This window comes from Pigmentiphaga sp. YJ18 (assembly GCF_038066655.1).
In the GTDB taxonomy this organism is placed as follows: Bacteria; Pseudomonadota; Gammaproteobacteria; order Burkholderiales; family Burkholderiaceae_B; genus Pigmentiphaga.
The window spans coordinates 2,287,026-2,308,033 of sequence record NZ_JBBUKU010000001.1 but is presented as its reverse complement, the minus strand read 5'-3'; the positions used below and the strand labels follow the sequence as shown (position 1 = coordinate 2,308,033).

Genomic DNA, 21,008 nt, shown 5'->3' with positions numbered 1-21,008 from the left:
CTGCCTGCTCCTCAGCAAGATGCGCGCCCGCCCTCCGGCGTCAAACCCCCAGCCTGGCGCGCAGCGCCTGGCGATAGGGCCGCGACACCGACCAGGGCCGGCCCAGGCCGCGCAACTGGACGGTCCACGGCATCGAGGCACTGCGTTCCAGCGCCTTGACGTGCCCCAGGTTGATCAGCGCGGTGCGGTGGATGCGCATGAAGCTTTCTTGCGGCAGCAGCTCCGCCCAGGCGGACAAGGGCCGCATGTCCTTGACCGAGTCGCCGCCCGCCAGCCAGATCAGCGAATAGTCGCGCGCCGAGCGTACGCCCAGGATGTCCGCCGGGGCCAGCCCGCGTGTTCCGTGCCCCAGCCGCAGGTAAAGCAGGGGCTCGTAGAGCTGCGCCCGCGCCCGGCCACGCTCGGTTTCCGTGCCGCCATAGCGGGCCTGCGCGATCAGGTCCGCGCACAGGAACAGGCCCAGCGCCTGCGCCGGCTGCCAGCGCACCGGCGCGCGCGTCGCGTCGAAGCCTATGCACGCGCGCAGGCGGCCTTCGTGGAAAACGGGCACGCTCAGCACGCTGCGATCCTGCTGGCGCAGCATTTCCGCCTGCACCGACCTTGCCGCGCGCGGCATCCGCGCCACGTCGTGGACCATGACGGCGCGCTGCTGGTTCAGGGCTCGATGCAGCCAGGCGATCATCGTGACCGGCGCGTCCTGCAGGTCGCTCACATGCGACGTAATGCCGGACCGGCACCATTCATGGGTATTGCGAAAGCGCAGGGCCCGCGCATCGTATTCGAACATCCATGCTCGATCGACCTGCGCCAGCGTTCCCAGCGCCTGCAACGCAAGGAAGATGGCCTCGTCCTGGGGCCGGCTCATCAGCGCCAGGGCAACCTGGTGGACCCAGCCCGCCAGCAAGGGCGCCGGCGCGCACTGGCCGCGCTCCAGGTTCTCGAAGGGCGGCTCGCTGTCCATGACTGGCCTCTTGCGCTATTTGCGTATGGCGTCCACGCACGCCTGCAATACCGGTCGGACGGCCTTCACGAACGCCTGGAAAGGCGCGCCCGTGCTGGTTTCCGCGCCGCGCCAGTTGTAGGTGAAGCAGAACGTGACCGGCACCTGGTCGACGATCATCTGGCCCGGGAAGCTGATGGTGTGGAAATCCAGCCAGTCGATGCTGCCGCCCTTGCCATAGGCGATGATGTCCGCTGGCACCACCAGCGAAATGGCGTCGGCCATCGCCAATATCCGTTTGTACTCCGTCAGGGTCGCCGGCTGGGTGAAGAACTTGCCCGACAGCGACTGCCGGTACCACGCCACCAGTTCGGTGGCCGTGCTGAGCATCGATTGCCTGTCGTTGATCGCCGGCCGCGCGTTCGGCAGCGAAGGCTTCGCCAGTTCCGCCATCAAGGCTTCCCAGCCCAGGTCCACGCCATCGGGCGCCCCGGCCAGGTACGAGAACAGGCGGCGCGTCGAATCCGGGATCCGCGTATGCGTGAGCCCTGCCCGGGCTATCAGCTGCCGCACCCGGTCCGCCCCCACGGCGGCATAGGCCATGTCGGTGGCGGTGTTGTCGCTGTGGGCGATCATCGCCTCCAGCGCGTACTTGGCGGGCAGCGTGCCGTTCAGGTCGACGAATACGGGGCTGCCGGGCGAGCGGACCTCGTCGCCGATGGTCTGCGGCATGTTCCCGGAAGTGCCGTTGTACGACGTTTCCGCGTCGATCACGAACTGCCCCAGGATGAAGGTCTTGATCGCGCTGCCGATGAACAGTTGCCGATCCGGGTTGTAGCTTGCGCTCCAGGACGCCTCGGGAACGTCGGCCCGCACCAGGCAGTGCGTGCCCTCGGGCGCCAGCGCGCCGAAGTCGGCTACCGCCTTGCGTACCGCGTCGTCGGCATTGCCATCGGCGGCGTTGGCGTCGCCCCCGCAGGCGGCAACCGCCTGCACGGCCAGCGCCGACGCGGTGAACTTGAAAAGCCTGCGGCGCTGCAGGTCGGCCGGGTCGAGGGGGAATAGCATGGTCGGGGAACACTCCGCTGGTTGACGCCCGCTCCCGCGCGGCCCACCGCACCGGCAGCCGTCATGCGGAGCACGCATGGACGTGGCGGATATTGGAAGTGGGTGCTGGAATTGTCAATCAGGAATGACCAATCGACATTATTCACCGACGAATCGACATGCCGTCCCGCGGCAAGCCGGCGCCCGCCAGCTAAGGCGGGCGCCGATTTCCGCTACTCATCGCCGCATCGAGCCCCCCGACGACGAGCCGTTGTCGGGCGAAGGAACCGGCTTGCCCGACGCGCCCGAGGACGGCCCCATGTCGGTCCGGGAGTCCCGGTCGTTGCCGCCGGGCCGGGTGCGGTCGCCGGAAGGCTGAGCCGCGTCCGAGCCGCCGCGGCCGGCGGGCAAGGGCTTACCCGAGGCTCCGCTGGACGGCCCCATGTCGCTGCGGCTTCCGTGCTCGACGGGCCCGGTCCGCTTCGTGGACTCGGGCTGCGGACTGTTTTTCCCCTGGCCCGCGGGCAGGGGCTTGCCGGACGAGCCGGTGGATGGGCCCATGTCGGTCCTGGCATCCTGGCTCGTCTGGTTGGGCGAGCTGGTCTGCGCGATGGCGAGTGGCGTGGCGGCCGCCAGCAGGACGGCGAGCAGCGTGTTGCGAGTGGAACTCGAGCATTTCATGGCATCACCTCTTGGTCTTGGGGTAGGGAGCGGGATTCCCGCAAATCGCATGCCCGGCTCCGCGAGGCGGCAACAGCCATGACCAACGCCCAAACAAAAAAGGCTAGTGGCTGCTAGCGCACTAACCCTTGGAATTCCTTGGCGGGCTACGCCCGATGAAGATGAGCACTATACCTACGCTGTAGCGCTACGATAGCAGACGGAGGCCTTCCGGCCCCAGTTTACGCCGTCGAGTGATGCCTTTGCCGACCTACTACCTGCCGTCTGTCCAGGTGGCAAGGCTGTCCAGAACATACGCCAATCGAACGAGGGGTACTGGACTAGCCATGAACCGTCTCGCCGCGTTGGAGCATCTCAACGAAATCAGCGATACGCTTGGCGCGCGTTTCGGACCTTTTCGCCGTGCTGACGCGATAGAGGATCGCGTAGCGGTTCGCACCTTTCAAAGTCGCGAAGAACTCTGCGGCCCGGGGCGCGGCATCGAGCGCGGCCTGCAGATCGGGCGGCACTTGCGCCGAGCTCGCGGGCGCATAAGCAGCATCCCACCGACCGTCCGCCTTGGCGGCCTGCACCTCGGCCAAGCCAGTGGACTGCATCTGACCCTGCTTGATCAACTCCACAGCGCGGGTCCGATTGACCTCGGACCATTTGCTTGCGCGCTTGCGCGGCGTGAAGCGAACTAGCCAGCTCTCCTCGTCATACTTGTCGAGCTGGCCGTCGATCCAGCCATGGCAAAGCGCCGTGTCGATTGCTTCCGCTTTCGAGAGACTGGTAACCGCCGCGCCTTTTTTGGCGAGTTTTAGCCACACCCCCCTCGAAGTCCTCGGTTCCGCCGCCAGCCAAGTGCCGAAGGCGGCGGCGTCCTCAAAGCCGATTATTGGAAGGCCCGCCCGGATCTCCATTTCCATCTCCATTAGGTGGGGATCATATTACGCCTGCCTCGTGGGGCAACGGCAGATGTCTGCGTCGGGCTGCCTTAGGCCAAGTCCCACGAGCCATCATTCAGCAGCCGAGCATAGCGGCGACGGCTCAAAAGTCGAAACGGCGGCAAATGGCGGAATGGCGGGGCACACCGATGAAGATGAGACTATGTCTACGCTATAGCACTACGATAAACGTTGTGGTCTCACCGCGACCATGGCCCAACGATGCTCCCCAGTCTCGCACATTTCGCGTGTGTGGAAGGGACAATGGGGAGTCGAATGCTGCGGGAAAGCGTTGACGTGGAGATCGTGCGGGAACTTGACCCTGCCGCGATTGGCCCGTTCGAAAATGCCGACGCCAAAGACGGGATTCTCCTGAACCGCGACTATATCGACATGCGGGACTATTCGATCGCGTACGCCCAAGAGATCCTCGCCGAGGAAGCCCAACTGCTCGACGATATCAAGGCCATCGGCGACGATGATGATAGGCTGGGCGCCGACGCTTATGATCTGTGGGACTGCACCGTCGCCGTCCGAAACGCCGAGTTGGCGGCTTGGCCGTTCGACGCCGGGCGGCGGTGTGTCGGGCGACCGCCGAGGTGATTGCGGTTGAGGTTCCGCCAATCATCGAGCAAGCGACGTTCGACGCAGTGCAGGCGCACCTCAAGTCACGCAGCCCCAAGGTCGCGCACCCGCGAGTCGTCGGCGGTCCGACGCTGCTAACGGGGCTGATCCATTGCGGTAAATGCGGCGGCGCGATGACGATCCGCACCGGCAAGGGCGGGCGCTACCGCTACTACACCTGCTCGATGAAGGCGCGGCAGGGGGGCAACCGCGTGCGAGGGCATGACCGTCGCGATGGAACGGCTGGACGATCTTGTCGCCAGTCATCTGGAAGAAAGGCTGCTCGACCCAGATCGTCTGGAAGACGTGTTGTCCGAAGTTCTGGATCGCCGGCAGGAGCGATCCGACCGGCGTCGCGATCACATCGCCGAACTGAACCGGCGCGCAGCGGAAACGGAGCTGCGCTTGAAGCGGCTCTATGACGCGATCGTCTGCGCGCGATCGCGCAGCGGGTGGAGGTCGATCGCGAGGAAGTCCGGATCATGGGCTCAAAGAACAACCTGCTACGCGTGCTCACCGCTAACGGCGTAGGAACGGCGGCGGGCGGAGTGCCCACTGTTGTTCCGAAGTGGCGGAGCGGACGGGACTCGAACCCGCGACCCCCGGCGTGACAGGCCGGTATTCTAACCAACTGAACTACCGCTCCGCAGCGGCATTTTCTTACTGCTGCCAACCTGTTCGGCTGGCGTCCCCTAGGGGATTCGAACCCCTGTACTCACCGTGAAAGGGTGATGTCCTAGGCCTCTAGACGAAGGGGACCCGGAACTACAGTACTGCAACAACTTCTTCCTGGACTGGTGGAGGTAAGCGGGATCGAACCGCTGACCTCTTGCATGCCATGCAAGCGCTCTCCCAGCTGAGCTATACCCCCACGGTTACTGCCATCCATCTGGGTGGATGCCCGCAGAAACGCTTTTCAAGCGGGACCTGGATTATAGCCATATTTCTGCTTGCGAGTCCACGCAGGGCGGCACTTGAACCCAAGCATCTCACCCATGTTCTCAATGCGTGGACACCGCCTCTTCAATGGTCTTCGCAATCCATTGATTGAGGCTTTCGCCTTCCGCCGCCGCGGCAATGCTCGCGGCTTCGTGTACCTTCGAGGAAACACGCAGATTGAACTTCCCTGAAAAGTGCTTGCGCGGCTCAATGCCACGCTCCTCACATATATCGAGAAAGACCTTGAGCGATGCCTTCCCTTCGCGAACGAGGCCGGGAACATCCGACGCGTAGAAGTCGGCCCCACCATTGAGTCCGACGAACTCTCCCCGGAACATCTGGATTTCCGGGTCAAATTGGATAACTGCTTGATAGCCGTCGATGTTCATCACATTCTTCATGGCTTGACTCCTGATTCTTCGAGCCATTTGCGGATAGAAGCAACAGCGCCTTTGTCTACGTCGGGAGTCGGATGAGGGCGATGTAGGACCATTACCTGATCCCGAAAAACGACTGCGACCCGGGATCCCTCTCGTTCGACAAACTCCGCTCCAAGCTCATGAAACAGCCCCACTATGGCCGACCACTTCACTCCGCCTGGGGTCGGACGGGAGAAGATCAGTTCCAGCGTGCGCTGATGCTTGGCTTTCATTTGTGAAAAGTACCACATTTTGGTACCATTCTCCAAGACTCGAAAGCTTGATTGGCTCCACGATGCCGGAGCAGAAAAGCAAAAGCCCCGCTAAATACGGGATTTAGCAGGGCTTTCTGATTCTTGGCGGAGCGGACGGGACTCGAACCCGCGACCCCCGGCGTGACAGGCCGGTATTCTAACCAACTGAACTACCGCTCCGCAGCGGCATTTTCTTACTGCTGCCAACCTGTTCGGCTGGCGTCCCCTAGGGGATTCGAACCCCTGTACTCACCGTGAAAGGGTGATGTCCTAGGCCTCTAGACGAAGGGGACCCGGAACTACAGTACTGCAACAACTTCTTCCTGGACTGGTGGAGGTAAGCGGGATCGAACCGCTGACCTCTTGCATGCCATGCAAGCGCTCTCCCAGCTGAGCTATACCCCCGTCCTGCGAAGAAGCGAGATTATGCACGGTTTTTAAACCGCGTGCAAGCGGGCCAGCACTTTCTCGCGACCGAGCAATGACAGGACCGCATCGATGGCCGGCGTCTGCGCCCGCCCCGTCACAGCCACCCGCAGCGGTATCCCGAGCGCCGGCATCTTGACGCCATGCTTGGCCAGGGTGGCCTTCATCAGCGCCGAGATCTGCTCGCGGGTCCATTCGATCGAGCCGGCCTCTTGCGCGAAGTCGCGCAGGATCGCGCGCGCGGCATCGGTCAGGTGCTGCGCGACCAGTTCCGGCGGCGTGGCGGCGGCATCGAATTCGCCGCAGAACAGCATCGCGTCGTCGGCCAGTTGCTCGAGGGTTTCGGCCCGCTCCTTGAGCAGCGCCATGATGGCCGGCAGGTCCACGCCGTCGACCGCCCCGCCCCGCTTGGCGATGCGCGGCACGACGCGCGCGGCCAGGTCTTCGTTGCCGCTCTGCTTGATGTAGTGGGCATTGACCCAGTTGAGTTTCTTCGGGTCCCATTGCGCCGCGGACTTCGACAGGCTGCGGGTATCGAACCACTCGACCAGTTGCTCGCGCGTGAAGATCTCGTCGTCGCCGTGGCTCCAGCCCAGGCGCGCGAGGTAGTTGATCATGGCTTCCGGCAGGTAGCCCTGGTCGTCGTACTGCATGACGCTGACCGCGCCATGGCGCTTGGACAGTTTCTCGCCGTCCGGTCCCAGGATCATGGGCACGTGGCCGTATTCCGGCAGCGTGGCGCCCAGGGCCTTCAGGATGTTGACCTGGCGCGGCGTGTTGTTGACGTGGTCGTCGCCGCGGATGACGTGGGTGATGCCCATGTCCCAGTCGTCCACCACCACACAGAAGTTGTAGGTGGGCGTGCCGTCCGGCCGGGCGATGATGAGGTCGTCCAGCTCGGCGTTGGCGATGGTGATGGGGCCCTTGACCAGGTCGTTCCAGGTGACGTCGCCGTCCAGCGGGTTGCGGAAGCGCACGACCGGCTTGCGGCCCTCGGGCACCGGTGGCAGGACCTTGCCCGGCTCGGGCCGCCATGTGCCGTCGTAGCGCGGCTTGCGCCCTTCGGCGCGGGCACGCTCGCGCATGGCCTCGAGTTCGTCGGGCGAGCAATAACAGTAGTAGGCCGAGCCGGCGGCCAGCATGCCTGCCAGCACCTCGCGATAGCGGTCCATGCGCCGCATCTGGTAGAAGGGACCTTCGTCGTGCTCGAGCGCCAGCCACGCCATGCCGTCCAGGATGGCCTGCACCGCTTCGGGGGTGGAACGCTCCAGGTCGGTGTCCTCGATCCGCAGCACGAAGGTGCCGCCATGGTGGCGCGCGAACGCCCACGAGAACAGCGCGGTGCGTGCGCCGCCCAGGTGCAGGAAGCCGGTGGGCGACGGCGCGAAGCGGGTACGGACCGCGGGATTGCGGCCGGACGACGAGGAATCGGTGCTCATAGGAAAACGGCTCTCGTGCTGAGGTGAATACTGGGCGCGCCAAGCGCGCGACGGTCGACTGACCGGGGTAGTATTGTATTGCAGCAAATCCGCGCGGCCCCCGGGGTCGCCGCGCACCGCCGCGTCCTCATCCAGAAAGGAGGGCCATGTCCCAGCACGCCTTGTCCCCGCTGTTCGATCCCCGCTCGCTGATCGCCGTCAGCGACCGCCCGCTGCCGCTGATGGCCTCCCTGCCCGCCGCGCTGCGCGCCCGCACCACCGAACTGCGGCTGGACGAGCGGCAGGCCTGCGTCCTGCCCGCGGAACTGGCGCAGGCGGCCGAACGGCCCGATCTGGCGGTGGTGTCCGTCCCCCGCGCGGCGCTGCGGACCACGCTGGAGACCCTGGCGCCGGCCCGGCCGCGGGCGGTGGCGGTGCTTACGCACGAGCCTTCGCTCGAGGACAACGACTTCTGCCGCGCCTGGGCCTCGGACCACGACTGCGTGCTGCTGGGGCCGCACAGCTTCGGGCTGCAACGGCCGCACGCCGGCCTCAACGCCAGCGTGCATCCCTCGCTGGGGCGCTCGGGCCGCGTCGCCCTGGTCACGCAATCGCGCTCCATCATGGCGGTGGTCATGGACTGGGCCGACGACAACCGGACCGGCTTCTCGACCGTCGTGTCCCTGGGCAGCGAAGCGGCGCTGGACGTCCCCCGCGTGCTGGACTTCCTGGTGGCCGACGCGCGCACCGACAGCATCGCGCTCTACCTGGAGGACGTGCGCGACGCCCGCGAGTTCATGAGCGCGATCCGCGCCGCCGCCAGCGTCAAGCCGGTGGTGGTGCTCAAGGCCGGGCACGCCGGCCGCGGGCGCACCAGCGTGCGGCCGCTGGCCGCGGACGAAGCGGCCTCCGCCTTGCCGCCAGGACCGCCCACCGTCCCGTCAGACATGGTGTTCGACGCCGCGCTGCGGCGCGCCGGCGCGGTGCGGGTCCGCTATTTCGTGCAACTGTTCTCGGCGGTCAAGGCGCTGGGCTTCGCCAAGCTGCCCAGCGGCCGGCGCATCGCGGTGCTGGCCAATGGCAGCGGTCCGGCGCAGTTGGCGCTCGACCAGTTGGGGCCGGGCCGGCCGGTCATGCGCGCAGAACTGAGCGAGGACACGCGCCGGCAGTTGGCGGACACCCTCAGCGCCAATGCCTGGACCGACAATCCCGTGGTCGAATTCTCGGCGCCCGATCCCCAGGCCTGCGCGCAGGCCGTCCAGGCCATCGTCGCCGACGCCGGCGTGGACGGCGTGCTGGCCGTGCTGTCGCCCGACCCCGAGGCCGACATGCGCGCGGTGGCGCAGGCCCTGGCCGCCAGCGCCCCCAAGGCCCCGAAACCGGTCATCACCTGCTTCATGGGCGATGCCGCCATGCGCCCGCTGCGCCGCATCCTGGACGATGCCGGCTCGCCCTCCTTCCGCACGCCTGAAGCGGCGGTGGACGCCTTCGGCAACCTGGCCACCTATCACTACAACCAGCAACTGCTGTTGCAGACACCGCCGCCCGAGCCGCCCGGCCAGGAACCCGACCTGGCCGGCGCGCGCATCCTGCTCGACGGCGCGCGCCGGGAGGGCCGGCTGACCCTGACCGAGCCCGAGAGCAAGGCGCTGCTGGCGGCTTTCCACATCCCGGTGGTCCAGGTCCTGCTTGCCCGCACGCCGGCCGAGGCGGTGATCGCCGCACAGCAGATCGGCTTTCCCGTGGCCATCAAGATCGATTCGCCCGACGTGGTGCGCAAGTCGGCGGTGCGGGGCGTGCACCTGGACATCCGCAACAGCACCGAACTCGTCACCGCGTACCAGCGCATGCTGGCGAATGCCCACGCCGCGGCGCCGCAAGCCTACATCGAAGGCATCACGGTGGAAGCCATGGCCGGCCCGCCCGGATCGGCCAAGGTCTCCATGGGCGTGGCGCGCGACACCCTGTTCGGGCCGGTTATCCGCTTCGGATCCGCGCGCTCGCGCAGCGAAAGCCCCTCCAACCGCAGCCTGGAGCTGCCGCCGCTCAACGGCTTCCTGGCACGCCGCCTGATGGAACGCTCGCCGGTCTGGCGCTACACGCTGGCGGGCCAGCTCTCGCCGCGCGCCGTCGACGCGCTCGAGGACGTGCTGGTCCGGATTTCCGAGATCGTCTGCGCGCTGCCCGACATCGAGACCATCGACATCGACCCCGTCATGATCGACGGCGACCGGGTCGTGGCGGCCGACACCCGCATCACGCTCACGCGCGAGACCGCGGGCGACGCCGACGCGGGCCTGGGCGGCTACGCCCACATGGCCATCCACCCCTACCCCGCCCGCCTGGTCCGGCACCTGCAATTCAAGGACGGCTCGCCCTACACCATCCGCCCCATCCGGCCGGAAGACGCGGCACCGCTGCAGGATTTCACCCGCCAGCTGTCCGAACACACGCGCTACATGCGCTTCATCTCGTTCATGCGCGAACTCTCGCCGCGGACGCTGGCGCGCTACACCCAGGTCGACTACCACCGCGAACTTGCCCTGGTGGCCACGATCTGGGAAACCGACCCCGACCATTCCGGCGAACTGCGCGAGACCGTCATCGGCGTGGCGCGCTACCTGCTGAACGCCGACGGCGAAAGCGCCGAGTACGCGCTGGTCATCGGCGACGCGTGGCAGCGCCGCGGACTGGGCATCCAGCTCATGACGACGCTGGTGGACGCGGCGCGCAGGCAGGGGCTGGCCGTGATCGAGGGCGTGGTGCTGGGCAACAATCGGCCGATGCTGACGCTGATGGGCAGGCTGGGGTTCCACATCGACGTGGACCCCGACGACTTCAGCATGCGGCGGGTGTGGCTGCGCCTGAGAAACGACGACCCGGCCACGGACGCAGGCACGGCAGGCTAGCTCGGGCGGGCGCGCTCCTGCCAGGCCAGGCCGGCAACGAACCCCAGCGCGGCCAGGGCAGCCAGCGCCGACACGGCAAACCCCAGCACCGCGCCATGCGCCAGCAGGCCCGCGCCCAGCGCGGTCCCCAGGGCGATGCCCAGGTAGATGCAGGAAGCGTTCAGCGCCACCACCAGCGGCGCTTCCTGCGGCGCGGCGTTGGTCAGGCGCAGTTGCTGCGGCGGCGTCTGCCCCCAGCTGCTCATGCCCCAGACCAGCACCAGCAGCCCCACCGCCACATCGTGCCCGGCACCGGCCACGGCCAGCCACGCCATGATCCCGAATGACGCCGCCATGGCCACATAGGCGGTGACCGACACCGGCGTGGGGCCCCAGCGATCGGTCGCGTATCCGGCAAGCAGATTGCCCAGCACCGCCCCGACGCCATAGCAGAGCAGCATCATGCCGATGTGCCCGTCGGCGATGCCCAGGGCCTGGAGCGCGGGCACGCTGTAGGCATAGACGATGTAGCAGGCCGTCATGCCCGCGACCGTGAGTGGCAGCACCCAGGCCACCGCCGGCCGGCGCAGCACCGCCAGGCGCGCGCGCAGCGACGAACGCGCCTGCCCCGGCAGGGATGGCATGATCAGCGCCACCCCCACGCAGGCCAGCGCCGCCAGCGCGGCCACCATGCCCAACGCGGTGCGCCATCCGAACCACTGGCTGACCAGATTGCCCAACGGCACGCCCAGTGCCGTCGCCACGGTCAACCCGCCCGTGACCAGCGAAAACGCCCGCGCCCGCAACTCCGGCCGCACCAGCGCCCCACCCGCCGCCGTGGCCGTGGGCGTATAGGCGGCGGCCCCCACGGCAGCCAGCGCACGGCTCGCCAGCAGCGTCCAGATATCCGGCGCCAGCGCCGACAGCAGATTGGCCACCGCCAGCACCACCAGCGCCCCCACCAACACCCGATTACGCGACCACGGCGCCGTGACCGTCGCCAGCACCGGCGCCAACAACGCATACGTCCCCGCGAACACCGTGACCGACAGCCCCGTCATCGAGTTCGACGCCTGCAACGACTGCGCGATCGAAGGCAGGAACCCCGACACGATGAACGCATCCGTCCCGACCGCGAACGTCCCGAGAGCAAGTATGGCAACGGACCCCAGACCCTGCGCCGGCAAGGCACCGGCAGACGAAGAAGAGCTGCGCGTCATGATGAAGAACTCGACAAGAAGCGAGGCAACGCCTCAATCTAGATATTTTATATCCAGATTAAAAACAAAACAAACCCCAACCGCGGCCAGCGAAGGATGGAAGGCGGGAAACACCAGGACGGGCCATGAGCGGCTCGATCGGCGGCAGCCGGGGCTGGCCGGGCAAGGCCGGCCTAGTTAATAGAGCGCCCCCGGCCAGTCGAGCACCGCCGAACGAATGGCCGCCTCGGCCTCGCATCGGCGAACGAACTGCGCCACGCGCGGCCGCGCGCCACCGCTCCAGAACCTGTCCGCGCCGAGATTTTGCATGCGCAGCAATTCGATGCCCCAGAAGAGATCCGCCATCGAGAGACTGTCTCCGAAAAGCCACGCGGCAGGACTCGTTGCCAGCTTGCGCTCGAGCCGCTCGCAGGCCGCCTCGGCCTGGCCGTAGGCCGTCTGCATCGATGCCGGTGCGAACAGCCGCTCGGCCGCGTCGAGCTCCTTGGTACGTTTGGCTCGATAGGCCCGCTGCAGGATTTCGTCGTGGCCATGCTCCTCGATATAGCGATTGCAGCGTTCCACCTTGCTCATCGCGAAGGCGACACCCGTTCCGGCATGCGGCGATGACGCCTGGCGCCCGGCCTCGGGAGCGTTGCCCACGAGCATCTGATAGTTGGGCAGGCCATCGACCACGTCCAGTTCCTCATCGACGAGCCGGGCAAGCTCGTCGGACCGCAGCCGCGCCCCGCCCGGGGCAGCCTGGTCGAGGTAGATGCAGATGCGTTTCGAATCGATGATGACCTGCCGTGTCTGCCAGTCCACCAGCGTGGGCACGACGGCGGGATCGCAGCCCCCGGTACGCACCGCAGTGCTGCCGGAGTGCGCCGAGACCAACGGCAGGTCCGCGAGGTCGCATGCCGCCATGCGCAGGCGCACATACTCCGGCAGATAGGTTTCCCCCGCGCCGATGTGCATTGCATTCGAGAGGTACGGCATGCCGTGGTGCGCCAGCACCACCCGCACCTTCTGCGAACAGATCGAGTTGGCGGCATGGAAAAGCTCGAATCGGGGCGGGCCATCGCCCGCGGACGATCCGATCGGTTCAGGAGGGCGTCCGAGTTGCCGGCGGGCGCCGCCGACCATTGCTTCGAGATCGCGCATGAATGGCTTGCTCCGGGTTAGGGCGTGTTAACGCCCTGGTTGGTCAATCGGCCGTGATGCCGGCTTTGGAGATGACCGTGCTCCAGCGCGACATGTCCTGCTCGACCTGCCTGGCCAGTTCGGCCGGAGTACCGGACGCCACTCTCATCCCCTGCTTGTTCAGGGTCTCCTGCACTTCCTTCCGCTTCAGGGCGTCCAGCATGGCGGCGTTCAGCTTGTCGACGACAGCCGGCGGGGTGTGCGCCGGCGCGAACAGCCCGAACCAGTTGGGGTGCGACATCTCGGGATAGCCCATTTCCTGGAAAGTAGGCACGTCGGGCGCCGCCGCCAGGCGCTGATAATCGCCCACCCCCAACAGCCGCAGCCTGCCTGTCGTGACCTGGTTCATGGCTACCTGCACGGACATCACCCCTACCTGCACCTGTCCGCCGATCAGGTCCGTCAAGGCTCCAGCCATGCCCTTGTAGGGAACGTGCTGCATGTCGGTCCCCGTCGACTGCTTGAAAAGCTCCATCAGAACATGCTGCGGCGTGCCGCTGCCCGGCGACGCATAGGAAACCTGGCCGGGCCGCTGCTTGGCCAGGGCCACCAGCTCGGCCACGGATTGGGCCGGCACTTCCGGATTCGCCACCAGGACGAGCGTTCCTTGCGCAGCCCGGCCGACCGGCGCCAGATCCTTCTGGGGAGAAAAGGGCAGTTTGCGGTAAAGGCTGGGGGTAATGGTGATGGTATCGGCCGACATCAGAAGCGTGTGGCCGTCCGGCGCCGCCCGGACAACCGCGGTGGTGCCGATCGTTCCGCTCGCTCCGGCGCGGTTCTCGACGACGACCGGCTGGCCGAGCTCGCGCGACATGATCGGACCGATCGCACGTGCCAGGATGTCGGCACCGCTGCCGGGCGTATAGGGCACGATCATGGTGATCGCCCGCGTCGGAAACGAGGCTGGCGGCGTCGAGGGGGCCTGCGCCCAGGCGAACGGGGAAAGCATGGCGGTGCACGCGAACATCGAGCCGCCAAGCGCGAGACAGAGGGATTTACGCATGGTTCGCCTCCCGAGCGAGGGGCGCCTGGCCGAGCTTGAGCAGGCGCGCGGTATTGCCGTAGAAAATTTTCTGTTGCGTGGCCAGCGGCAGATCGAGCTGGCGGATGGCCGCGATCCCGTCGCGGATGAAACCCACGCCACCTTCGGGGTCGAAGGGGCAATCGCTGGCGAACACCACCTGGTCTTCGCCGAAGAACTCCAGGCCGCAACGAATGGCTGCCGGCGAACTGCCGATAGCCGTATCGCCGTAAAACATGCGGAAGTACTCGACTGGCCGGCGGCCCAGCATCTCCTTGACGTGGCTGAGGTCTTCGTCGGCGGAGCGCGTGCCCAGCTGATCCCACAGAGAACCGATACGGCCTTCGAAAAACGGGATCATCGCCCCCAGGTGATGGGTGATGATCTTGAGCGCGGGCAGGCGTTTGAGCACGCCCGAGAAGACCAGCCGCGCCATGGCGACACTGGTCTCGTAGGGCCAGCCGAGCACCTGCCAGATCTCATACTTCGATTTCTCCTCGCCTGGGTAGTCGGCGGGCCGGCTGCCGCGGTAGGGATGCAACCAGATCGGCACGTCCAGTTCAACGGCCTTTTCGAACAAGGGGAAGAAGCGGGGATCATCGAGCGGCAGGCCTTGCACGTTGGTGTCGATCTGCACACCAGCGGCGCCGCACTGGCGCACGGCGCGGTCGAACTCTTCCACTGCCGCGGGCAGGTTGTTCAACGGCAGGCTGGCAACGAAAGCGGGAAAACGATCCCGGTGCCGGTCGACGACGGCCGCCAGCCCGTCGTTGCCCAGGCGGGCCAGCGCGGGGGACTCGTCGGCGGCGCAGACGCTGTCCGCCGACGGCTGCGACAGGGTCAGCACCTGGGCGTACCGAGGCCAGCGCTCCATCATGGCCAGGCGGCGCTCCAGGTCGAACAGCATGGGAATGGCTGTCAGCCGTTTGGCCAGGTCGCGATTGGTGGAGCGGCGCACGACCTGCTCCATGTACTCGGGGGGCAGGAAATGGGTGAATGCGTCCAGGATCGGACCATCATAAGTCGCCACGGGTATCTCCTTCTTTTATCGGCGCCGACGGATCGGCAGCCGTGTGCGCCACATTTAAAAGGTAGCTTAAACTACCTTTTAAATGTGGCGCACATAGAGAAAACCCGCAGGCGCGGTGTACGACCCGCGCCGCGTTCAGTGCTCCGTCTGCTACTTCTCCGCGGGACCGTCGCGGCGGTTGCGGGCGCGCTGCGCCACTTTGAGCTTGCGGCCCGAGGACGGCGCCGAGGTGGATGCATCCAGCACGTTGCTGTAGAGGGCCTGCAAGGTCCGGCGCAGTACCTCCACGTCGCCGGGAGGAATGCCTCGCAGCCAGGTCGCCTCCAGGGCCCGTGCCTGCGGCATGAATAGCCGCACCATCGCCCGGCCCGCATCGGTAATGGACACGCAGGTCGAGCGTTTGTCGGCTGGACTCGCCAAGCGGACCACCAAGCCTCGCTGCTCCGCGTGAGCGACGATGCGCGACAGGTAGGACAGCTCCGTGCCGACATGCGCCGCCAGTTCACTGAGCGTTTGTTGGTCGCGGTCGGTAAGCACGGTGAGCACTCGCCATTCCGGCAAGCTGATGGATTCGTTGCGCAGGATCTCGATGAAGGCCGTCGAGACGATGTCGGCCGTGCGATTGAGCAAATAGCCGAGTGAGCGATCCGACCCGTAACGCTCGCGCCGCCCTGAGGAAGGAGGAGTGCTGCTGGAAACCATGGAAGAGACTGTCTGTCGTGGTGAAAGCGACAGTCTAAGACCCCATGGCCCGTTTCGCTCGGACGCCATGATGCAAAGACGTCTTTCCTGGGGCACGCGCGAAGCCCGCAGGGGGAAAGCCTCTACTTCAGACTGAAATCCACGCCCGCCTGCACGCCCCCCTCGGCGGCCTTGGCCTCGACCCTGGGGGCCACCACGAAGGCCCTCTCGCCCAGCTTGGCCTCGCGCAGCGGCACCATCACGGCCTGTGCCCGGCGTACGGCCAAGGCGCGCAACTGGTCGGGCCCTACGTTCACACTGGCGGCCAGCAACGATTCCATCTCGGAGTCCGGGATGGATTTGGCCAGCCCGATCATGTTGCGCGGCTTGTCGATCTTTGCGGCCTTGTATGCGCTTTCCAGATAGCGCGCCCGCTGCGCGGCATCAAGCGGCGGCAGGTCCTTGTCGCCGGCCTCGTCGCCGCGCTTGCGCAAGTCCTCGCGCTGCTGGGCGCGGATCATCGCTTCCACGCCCGCCTTGCGCAGCCCGTCCGTATCCACGGTGGAATTGGCCCGGCCGGCCACGTCCAGGCGCAGGCCGGGACGATCGTTCAAGGCCTTGACCAGCGTGTCGATGCGCTTGCGCGCGCCGTCATCCAGCCTGGCGCTGCCCGGGGCGAAATCGATGTGGGACAGCTCCTCGCCCGAGCCGAAGGCCGAGGCCAGCAGCGAGAACGGCGCCGTCACGGCACGCGTGATCAGGTTGATCAGGGCGCGGAAGATGATGCCGCCGACCGAGAACTGTGGATCGTCCAGCGAGCCCGAGATCGGCAGTTCGATGTCGATCTCGCCGCGGCTGTTCTTGAGCAGCGACACCGCCAGTTGCACCGGCAGCTTCAGGGCGTCGGGACTGTCGACGCGTTCGCCGAAGGTAAGCTGGTCGAGGAAGATCTTGTTGGTGGCCTGGAGCTTGCCGTCCTGGATCAGGTAGTGCACGTCCATGGACAGCTTGCCGCGCTCGATGGCGTAGCCGGCGTACTTGGCCGCATAGGGCGTCAGCGCCGGCAGCTCCACGCCCTTGGCGCTGGCATGGATGTCCGTATACAGCCTCGGCCCGAAGGGATGGAGCTTGCCGGTGATGTCCACCGGCGCGTCGCCGTCCACCTTGGCTGTGACCTGCACGTCGGCCGGCTGGCTGTCCGCCGACGATACGGCCGAGATGCTGCCGGCGATATCGGTCAGATTGGCGCGGTAATTGGGTTTGACGAAGTTGTCGGTGAAATTGATGTGGCCCCGCGCCAGCTGCACCGCGCCCACGCGGATGTCGCGCGGCATGCCGCCCGCCTCGGGGGCAGCAGCACTGGCCTCCTTGGTATCCTGCGCGGCGGCCGGGGGCTTGTTTTCCCCCTTCGCGGCCGGCTCCGCCGACTTTTCGGCCGTGATGGACCCCGCTTCCTCGCCCGGCTGGACGATCAGCTGCGACAGGTTCAACCGCCCCTGCTCGCTCAGGATCACCCGCGCGAAGAAGTCTTCCAGCGAGATGTCGCCCAGATCGGCCTTGAGCGTCTCGCCCGCGCTGACCACGTTCAGCCGCTTGAACGCCAGCCGCTTCCATTTCAGGAAATCCGCCGAGTTGAGCTTGTCGATCAGGTCCAGGTTGGTGATCTCGGCGGCGCCGGTCCAGGCCGCGCGCTGCGGCTGCCTGCCGGTGGCGGCCGCGAACTCCAGCCTGCCGTTGGCGCCCGCCACCACGCTCTTCACGGTGGCGTTGAGCCGCTCGGCCAGATAGGGGGCAAGCGCCGCCAGGTCGAGCCGGCTGGCGCGCACCTGGGCCTTGACCGACAGCGGCTCGGGCACGACCGTGCCCTTGATGTCGGCGGTGCCGCGGCCCTGGACGGACGAACGCAGCGAGAAATCGACGGGCGCGCGCAGGTCGGAACCGACATTGCGCGCTTCCATCTGCAAACCGTCCAGGCGCAGCGCCACGCGGGGCGACACGGACTCGTCAGTCAGCCTGAGCGAGCTCTTGGCGACCGACAGCGTGCCCGCGGTCACCTTCCACGCGGCCGGGGCATGCCCGGCAGGAGCCGGGGCCGGCTTGCCGGCGGACCGGGCACCGGGCGCGGCCGGTACCACGATGTCCGCCCAGCTCACGGCCGACGAGGCCGACCGGGTGGCCGCCAATGCCAGGCCGTCGATGGCGATACGCTCGATCCGGGCCGTGCGCCCCGCCAGATCCCCAGCCAGCCCGCCCACCTCCAGCGATTCCAGCTTCAAGCTGGAGGCCTTGTCCGAGACGGGTGCCGCAGCCAGCTTGCGCAGCGCGACGCTGCCATCGCTCCAGCGCACCGCCAGGGAATCGCCCTGCTCCACGTGCAGCTTGGCCGCCGCTCCCAGCGAGCCGTCGTCGATGCGCAGCGCCAGGTACGGTTTCCAGAGCGGCGCCAGCGCGGGCAGCGCCAGCGAATCCAGCTTGAGGTCGAGGTCCGCCGAGAAAGGCTGGAGGCGGATCGGACCGCTCACGTCCAGGCGCCCCGCCTCGCCCACGCGCGCGGCCACGGTCAGGGGCACGGCCTGGTCCTGGGCGGCTGGCAGCTTCAGGTCGCGCAGCTCGGCCGCGAACTCCGAGATGCGGTAATCGAAGCGGTCCTGTTCATCGTGCCAGGCGAGTTCACCGTCCTGCAATGCCACGGTTCCCACCGACACGTGCCAGGCATCGGCCTGTGCGGGCGCGACGGACGCGGACGCGGGCGCCGGCGCGGCAGGCGCGGGCGCCGCCGGCTGCTGGAAACGGGCGGCCACCTCGGCCAGGTTCACGCGCCCGTCGGCCGAGCGGCTGGCATGGATCGAGGGGCCGGCCAGCACGATGCGTTCGGCCTGGAAACGGCGCGCCAGCGGCTCCAGCGCGAATTTCTCCAGCGCCAGGCTCTTGAACGCCAGCAGCGCGGCATCGCCCTGGTCGCGTACGTCCACCTCGCGTACCGTGGCCTGGCCCTCGAGGCGAATCTTCGGCGCCGCCGAGCCCCCTTCCTCGAACACCAGCTGGGCATCGCTGTCGAGCCGCGCGTGCTTGAGCGCCACCGGCATCGCGCCCGGCACGGCATCGGCCAGCGCGTCGAGCCCCAGGTCATCGATCTTGAGGTGCAGCGAAGACGTGCGCGGCGTATCGAAGGGCCGCGCGGTCCCTTCCAGGTTGAACGGACTGCCGTTGACCAGCGCCGACAGCCTGGGCTGCACGTCGATGTCGGTGGCATAGGCCAGCGTGGACAGGAAGGGAATGCCCACCTGCAGGTCGCGCACCGTATGCTGGCGGCCCGTGACCTTGTCGTCGACGGTGATCTCGCCCCCGTCCAGCTTGACGTTGTTCAGCGAGAACCGGGGCGGCGGCCCGTCTTCCGAGGGTTTGGCGGCCAGCCGGTCGAGGATGTCGCTGATGTTGAAGCGTTGCGGCCCCTCGCGGACCAGCGAGACGCGCGGCGCGGTGATCGCCAGCCCGTCCACCACCGGCGCGAGCCGGAACAGCGACGAGATCGAGGCATTGACCTCGACCTGCTCCACCGAGAAGTCCGGCTTGGCGCCCGCCTGGTCGAGGATGGCGAAATCATGGACGCGCAGGCGCAGCTTGAAGGGATTGAACGAGACCTCGCCCATGCGGGCCGTGCGGCCCAGGGCCTCCGGCACCTGCGCCAGCGCCACGCTGCGGACCAGCCGGGGAATGCCCCAGGCGGTCAGGGCCAGGAACAACAGCCACAGCGCCAGCAGGACGATGAGAATACGCACCAGCAGCTTGCGCCGCCGCTTGATGCCGTCGACCGCACCCGCCAGCGTGAACGCCACGTCGCGGTCCGGTCAGAGGGAGTTGCTGGCGGACATGAACAGCTTGGTCGATCGCGCCCCGCTGCGGCAGAAGGCCAGGACCGGCCCCGGCAGCGTCTTGAGCAGGGACGCGAAGGTGGAAACGTCGCCCGGCTGGATGTTCGCGCCATTGACCGGCTGGTGGACGTAGTTCAGCCCCGCCGCCTGGGCCGCGGCTTCCATCTGTTCGCTGGAGGGCTGGGCCGGGCCGCCTTCGAAGTCGGGCCGGTTGTTGATGACGCTCTTGAAACCGGCCGCCGCGACGGCGGCCATGTCTCCGGGAGCCAGCTGGGGCGCCACGGCGAAGTTTTCGGTAAGGGAAGTGAATGCGGACATGCGTGTCTCCGGAAGGATCCCCCACGCGCCGCGCGCGCCCCCGGAAGCGCCTTGCGGGCCGCGCGTTGCAGGAGATCGATAAGGGGTAATCCTAACTCGGAGACGTCCGCCAGACAAACGAAATGCGCACCGTACGTCAAGGTTCCGCGCCGCCCGGAGGCGGCGCGGAAAAACTCACGACGAACCGGCCTTGCCCTGGATCTCGATGACGACCCGGCGGTTCGGCGCCAGGCAGGCAATCAATTCGCTGCGGTTGCGCTGGTCGCACTGCACTACCGGCTCGCGCGAGCCTCGTCCGTCCGAACTGATCAGATTGGACGGCACGCCGGAATTGACCAGGTAGGTCACCACCGTGGCGGCCCGCTGGCGCGACAGCCTGTCGTTGTAGCTCGCGCTGCCCAGCCGGTCGGCGTGGCCGATCACGCGTACCCGCTCGACGTTCACGCTGCGCAGTTCCTTGCCGATCTCGTCCAGGCGGCGGCGTCCCTCGGGCGAAATGCTGGCCAGGTCGGACTTGTCGAACGCGAACAGCGCGTCGGCGCCCAGCGTGATCTGCCTGGGAGCCGGCTTGACCGGCACGGGCGCGGGTGGAGGCGGCGGCGGCGGAGCGGCCACCGGGCGCGGGAACACGAAGTCCGCGCACTCGCGCCGGTTCCAGTTGCCGGCCTCGGTCTGCATGTCCTTGTTGAAACGCAGCTGGTACTGGCAAGTGATGAACTCGTTGCCGTTGCCGGTGCGGAAGTTGAAGATGTAGTTCCAGGTGCGCACGCCGAACACGCCCTCGCTGAAGTGCGGAGGGCCGAGCAGGTCGTAGACCTGGGGCTTGGTCATGCCCGGGATCATCTGCCTGAGATTGTCCAGGTTGACGAAAGTACCTTCCTTCAGCGACGCCGACTCGCGGGCCGGGAACTCCACCGCGGGCGGACTCGAGCCGGTCGCTGCGGCCGCCGAGGACGGCGCCGGCGAAGCGGGCGCCTTCGAACTGCGGAACATCGAGCAGCCGCTCATCACGGCCAGCGAAGCCACGCATGCGGTCAGCAGCGCGAGGCGCCTGCCGGCCTGGCCGGCGCGGCGGGCATGGGGGTTCTTTTCTTGCATCCTGACCTCCGATGATTCGTTCAT

Annotated in this window: 18 protein-coding genes, 6 tRNA genes and 1 pseudogene; 4 read left to right on the top strand and 21 right to left on the bottom strand. The window is 67.2% G+C overall.

Annotated features, from left to right (window positions below; all coding sequences use genetic code 11):
* Window positions 1-40: 40 nt before the first annotated feature.
* The 4 genes from WKR98_RS11120 to WKR98_RS11105 form a co-directional block, all read right to left on the bottom strand.
* Window positions 41-961 carry a LytTR family transcriptional regulator DNA-binding domain-containing protein gene (locus WKR98_RS11120; protein WP_341433014.1) on the bottom strand — a complete coding sequence of 307 codons (921 nt, stop codon included), beginning with the start codon at window positions 959-961 and terminating at the stop codon, window positions 41-43.
* Between the two features lie 15 nt (window positions 962-976).
* Complete coding sequence (locus WKR98_RS11115) at window positions 977-2,008, bottom strand: serine hydrolase (RefSeq protein WP_341433012.1); 1,032 nt, start codon at window positions 2,006-2,008, stop codon at window positions 977-979.
* Window positions 2,009-2,224: 216 nt separating this feature from the next.
* Window positions 2,225-2,668: a hypothetical protein gene (locus WKR98_RS11110; RefSeq protein WP_124688150.1), complete on the bottom strand. Its 444-nt coding sequence runs from the start codon at window positions 2,666-2,668 to the stop codon at window positions 2,225-2,227.
* 320 nt (window positions 2,669-2,988) lie between these two features.
* Entirely contained in the window at window positions 2,989-3,570 is a 582-nt protein-coding gene (locus WKR98_RS11105) for a YdeI/OmpD-associated family protein (protein ID WP_192901796.1), read from the bottom strand.
* Window positions 3,571-3,870: 300 nt separating this feature from the next.
* Between WKR98_RS11105 and WKR98_RS11100 the strand changes: the two genes are divergently transcribed.
* The 3 genes and pseudogenes from WKR98_RS11100 to WKR98_RS11095 all read left to right on the top strand — a co-directional run bounded on the left by WKR98_RS11100 (window position 3,871) and on the right by WKR98_RS11095 (window position 4,749).
* Window positions 3,871-4,197 carry a hypothetical protein gene (locus WKR98_RS11100; RefSeq protein ID WP_341433010.1) on the top strand — a complete coding sequence of 109 codons (327 nt, stop codon included), beginning with the start codon at window positions 3,871-3,873 and terminating at the stop codon, window positions 4,195-4,197.
* Window positions 4,107-4,412 (top strand): annotated as a pseudogene (locus WKR98_RS29255) (recombinase zinc beta ribbon domain-containing protein); the annotation flags it as partial. The gene WKR98_RS11100 and the pseudogene WKR98_RS29255, both read left to right, overlap by 91 nt.
* A gap of 28 nt (window positions 4,413-4,440) precedes the next feature.
* Window positions 4,441-4,749 carry a hypothetical protein gene (locus WKR98_RS11095; protein WP_238160301.1) on the top strand — a complete coding sequence of 103 codons (309 nt, stop codon included), beginning with the start codon at window positions 4,441-4,443 and terminating at the stop codon, window positions 4,747-4,749.
* A gap of 38 nt (window positions 4,750-4,787) precedes the next feature.
* Here the strand turns inward: WKR98_RS11095 and WKR98_RS11090 are convergent.
* From WKR98_RS11090 to gltX, 9 genes are all read right to left on the bottom strand, one after another.
* Window positions 4,788-4,864: transfer RNA gene (locus WKR98_RS11090), tRNA-Asp, on the bottom strand.
* Between the two features lie 37 nt (window positions 4,865-4,901).
* Window positions 4,902-4,977, bottom strand: a tRNA-Glu gene (locus tag WKR98_RS11085).
* 36 nt (window positions 4,978-5,013) lie between these two features.
* A tRNA-Ala gene (locus tag WKR98_RS11080) sits at window positions 5,014-5,089 on the bottom strand.
* 130 nt (window positions 5,090-5,219) lie between these two features.
* Window positions 5,220-5,558, bottom strand: a complete 339-nt coding sequence (locus WKR98_RS11075; RefSeq protein ID WP_124688147.1) for a type II toxin-antitoxin system HicB family antitoxin — start codon at window positions 5,556-5,558, stop codon at window positions 5,220-5,222.
* A complete protein-coding gene (locus WKR98_RS11070; RefSeq protein WP_124688146.1) occupies window positions 5,555-5,809 on the bottom strand; it encodes a type II toxin-antitoxin system HicA family toxin in 255 nt (84 codons plus the stop codon). The genes WKR98_RS11075 and WKR98_RS11070 overlap by 4 nt, the downstream gene beginning before the upstream one ends.
* A 124-nt stretch (window positions 5,810-5,933) precedes the next feature.
* Window positions 5,934-6,010 (bottom strand) — tRNA-Asp (locus WKR98_RS11065).
* Between the two features lie 37 nt (window positions 6,011-6,047).
* Window positions 6,048-6,123, bottom strand: a tRNA-Glu gene (locus tag WKR98_RS11060).
* A gap of 36 nt (window positions 6,124-6,159) precedes the next feature.
* Window positions 6,160-6,235 (bottom strand) — tRNA-Ala (locus tag WKR98_RS11055).
* 32 nt (window positions 6,236-6,267) lie between these two features.
* Complete coding sequence (gltX, locus tag WKR98_RS11050) at window positions 6,268-7,695, bottom strand: glutamate--tRNA ligase (RefSeq protein ID WP_124688145.1); 1,428 nt, start codon at window positions 7,693-7,695, stop codon at window positions 6,268-6,270.
* Between the two features lie 146 nt (window positions 7,696-7,841).
* Between gltX and WKR98_RS11045 the strand changes: the two genes are divergently transcribed.
* Entirely contained in the window at window positions 7,842-10,583 is a 2,742-nt protein-coding gene (locus WKR98_RS11045) for a bifunctional acetate--CoA ligase family protein/GNAT family N-acetyltransferase (RefSeq protein WP_124688144.1), read from the top strand.
* Here WKR98_RS11045 and WKR98_RS11040 read toward each other — a convergent pair.
* From WKR98_RS11040 to WKR98_RS11005, 8 genes are all read right to left on the bottom strand, one after another.
* Window positions 10,580-11,782: an MFS transporter gene (locus tag WKR98_RS11040; RefSeq protein ID WP_341433004.1), complete on the bottom strand. Its 1,203-nt coding sequence runs from the start codon at window positions 11,780-11,782 to the stop codon at window positions 10,580-10,582. The genes WKR98_RS11045 and WKR98_RS11040 overlap by 4 nt on opposite strands.
* Before the next feature lie 177 nt (window positions 11,783-11,959).
* Window positions 11,960-12,925, bottom strand: coding sequence for a glutathione S-transferase family protein (locus WKR98_RS11035; RefSeq protein WP_341433002.1), 966 nt, complete (start codon window positions 12,923-12,925; stop codon window positions 11,960-11,962).
* A gap of 43 nt (window positions 12,926-12,968) precedes the next feature.
* Window positions 12,969-13,967 carry a Bug family tripartite tricarboxylate transporter substrate binding protein gene (locus tag WKR98_RS11030; RefSeq protein WP_124688141.1) on the bottom strand — a complete coding sequence of 333 codons (999 nt, stop codon included), beginning with the start codon at window positions 13,965-13,967 and terminating at the stop codon, window positions 12,969-12,971.
* Window positions 13,960-15,015 carry an amidohydrolase family protein gene (locus tag WKR98_RS11025; protein ID WP_238160299.1) on the bottom strand — a complete coding sequence of 352 codons (1,056 nt, stop codon included), beginning with the start codon at window positions 15,013-15,015 and terminating at the stop codon, window positions 13,960-13,962. Before WKR98_RS11025 ends, WKR98_RS11030 begins: the two co-directional genes overlap by 8 nt.
* 150 nt (window positions 15,016-15,165) lie before the next feature.
* On the bottom strand, window positions 15,166-15,645 hold the full coding sequence (locus WKR98_RS11020) for a MarR family winged helix-turn-helix transcriptional regulator (protein ID WP_341432998.1): 480 nt from the start codon (window positions 15,643-15,645) through the stop codon (window positions 15,166-15,168).
* A gap of 194 nt (window positions 15,646-15,839) precedes the next feature.
* Complete coding sequence (locus WKR98_RS11015; RefSeq protein WP_341432996.1) at window positions 15,840-19,532, bottom strand: DUF748 domain-containing protein; 3,693 nt, start codon at window positions 19,530-19,532, stop codon at window positions 15,840-15,842.
* Window positions 19,533-19,544: 12 nt separating this feature from the next.
* Window positions 19,545-19,886 carry a TIGR01244 family sulfur transferase gene (locus WKR98_RS11010; RefSeq protein ID WP_124688138.1) on the bottom strand — a complete coding sequence of 114 codons (342 nt, stop codon included), beginning with the start codon at window positions 19,884-19,886 and terminating at the stop codon, window positions 19,545-19,547.
* A gap of 174 nt (window positions 19,887-20,060) precedes the next feature.
* Window positions 20,061-21,008, bottom strand: a complete 948-nt coding sequence (locus WKR98_RS11005) for an OmpA family protein (protein ID WP_341432995.1) — start codon at window positions 21,006-21,008, stop codon at window positions 20,061-20,063.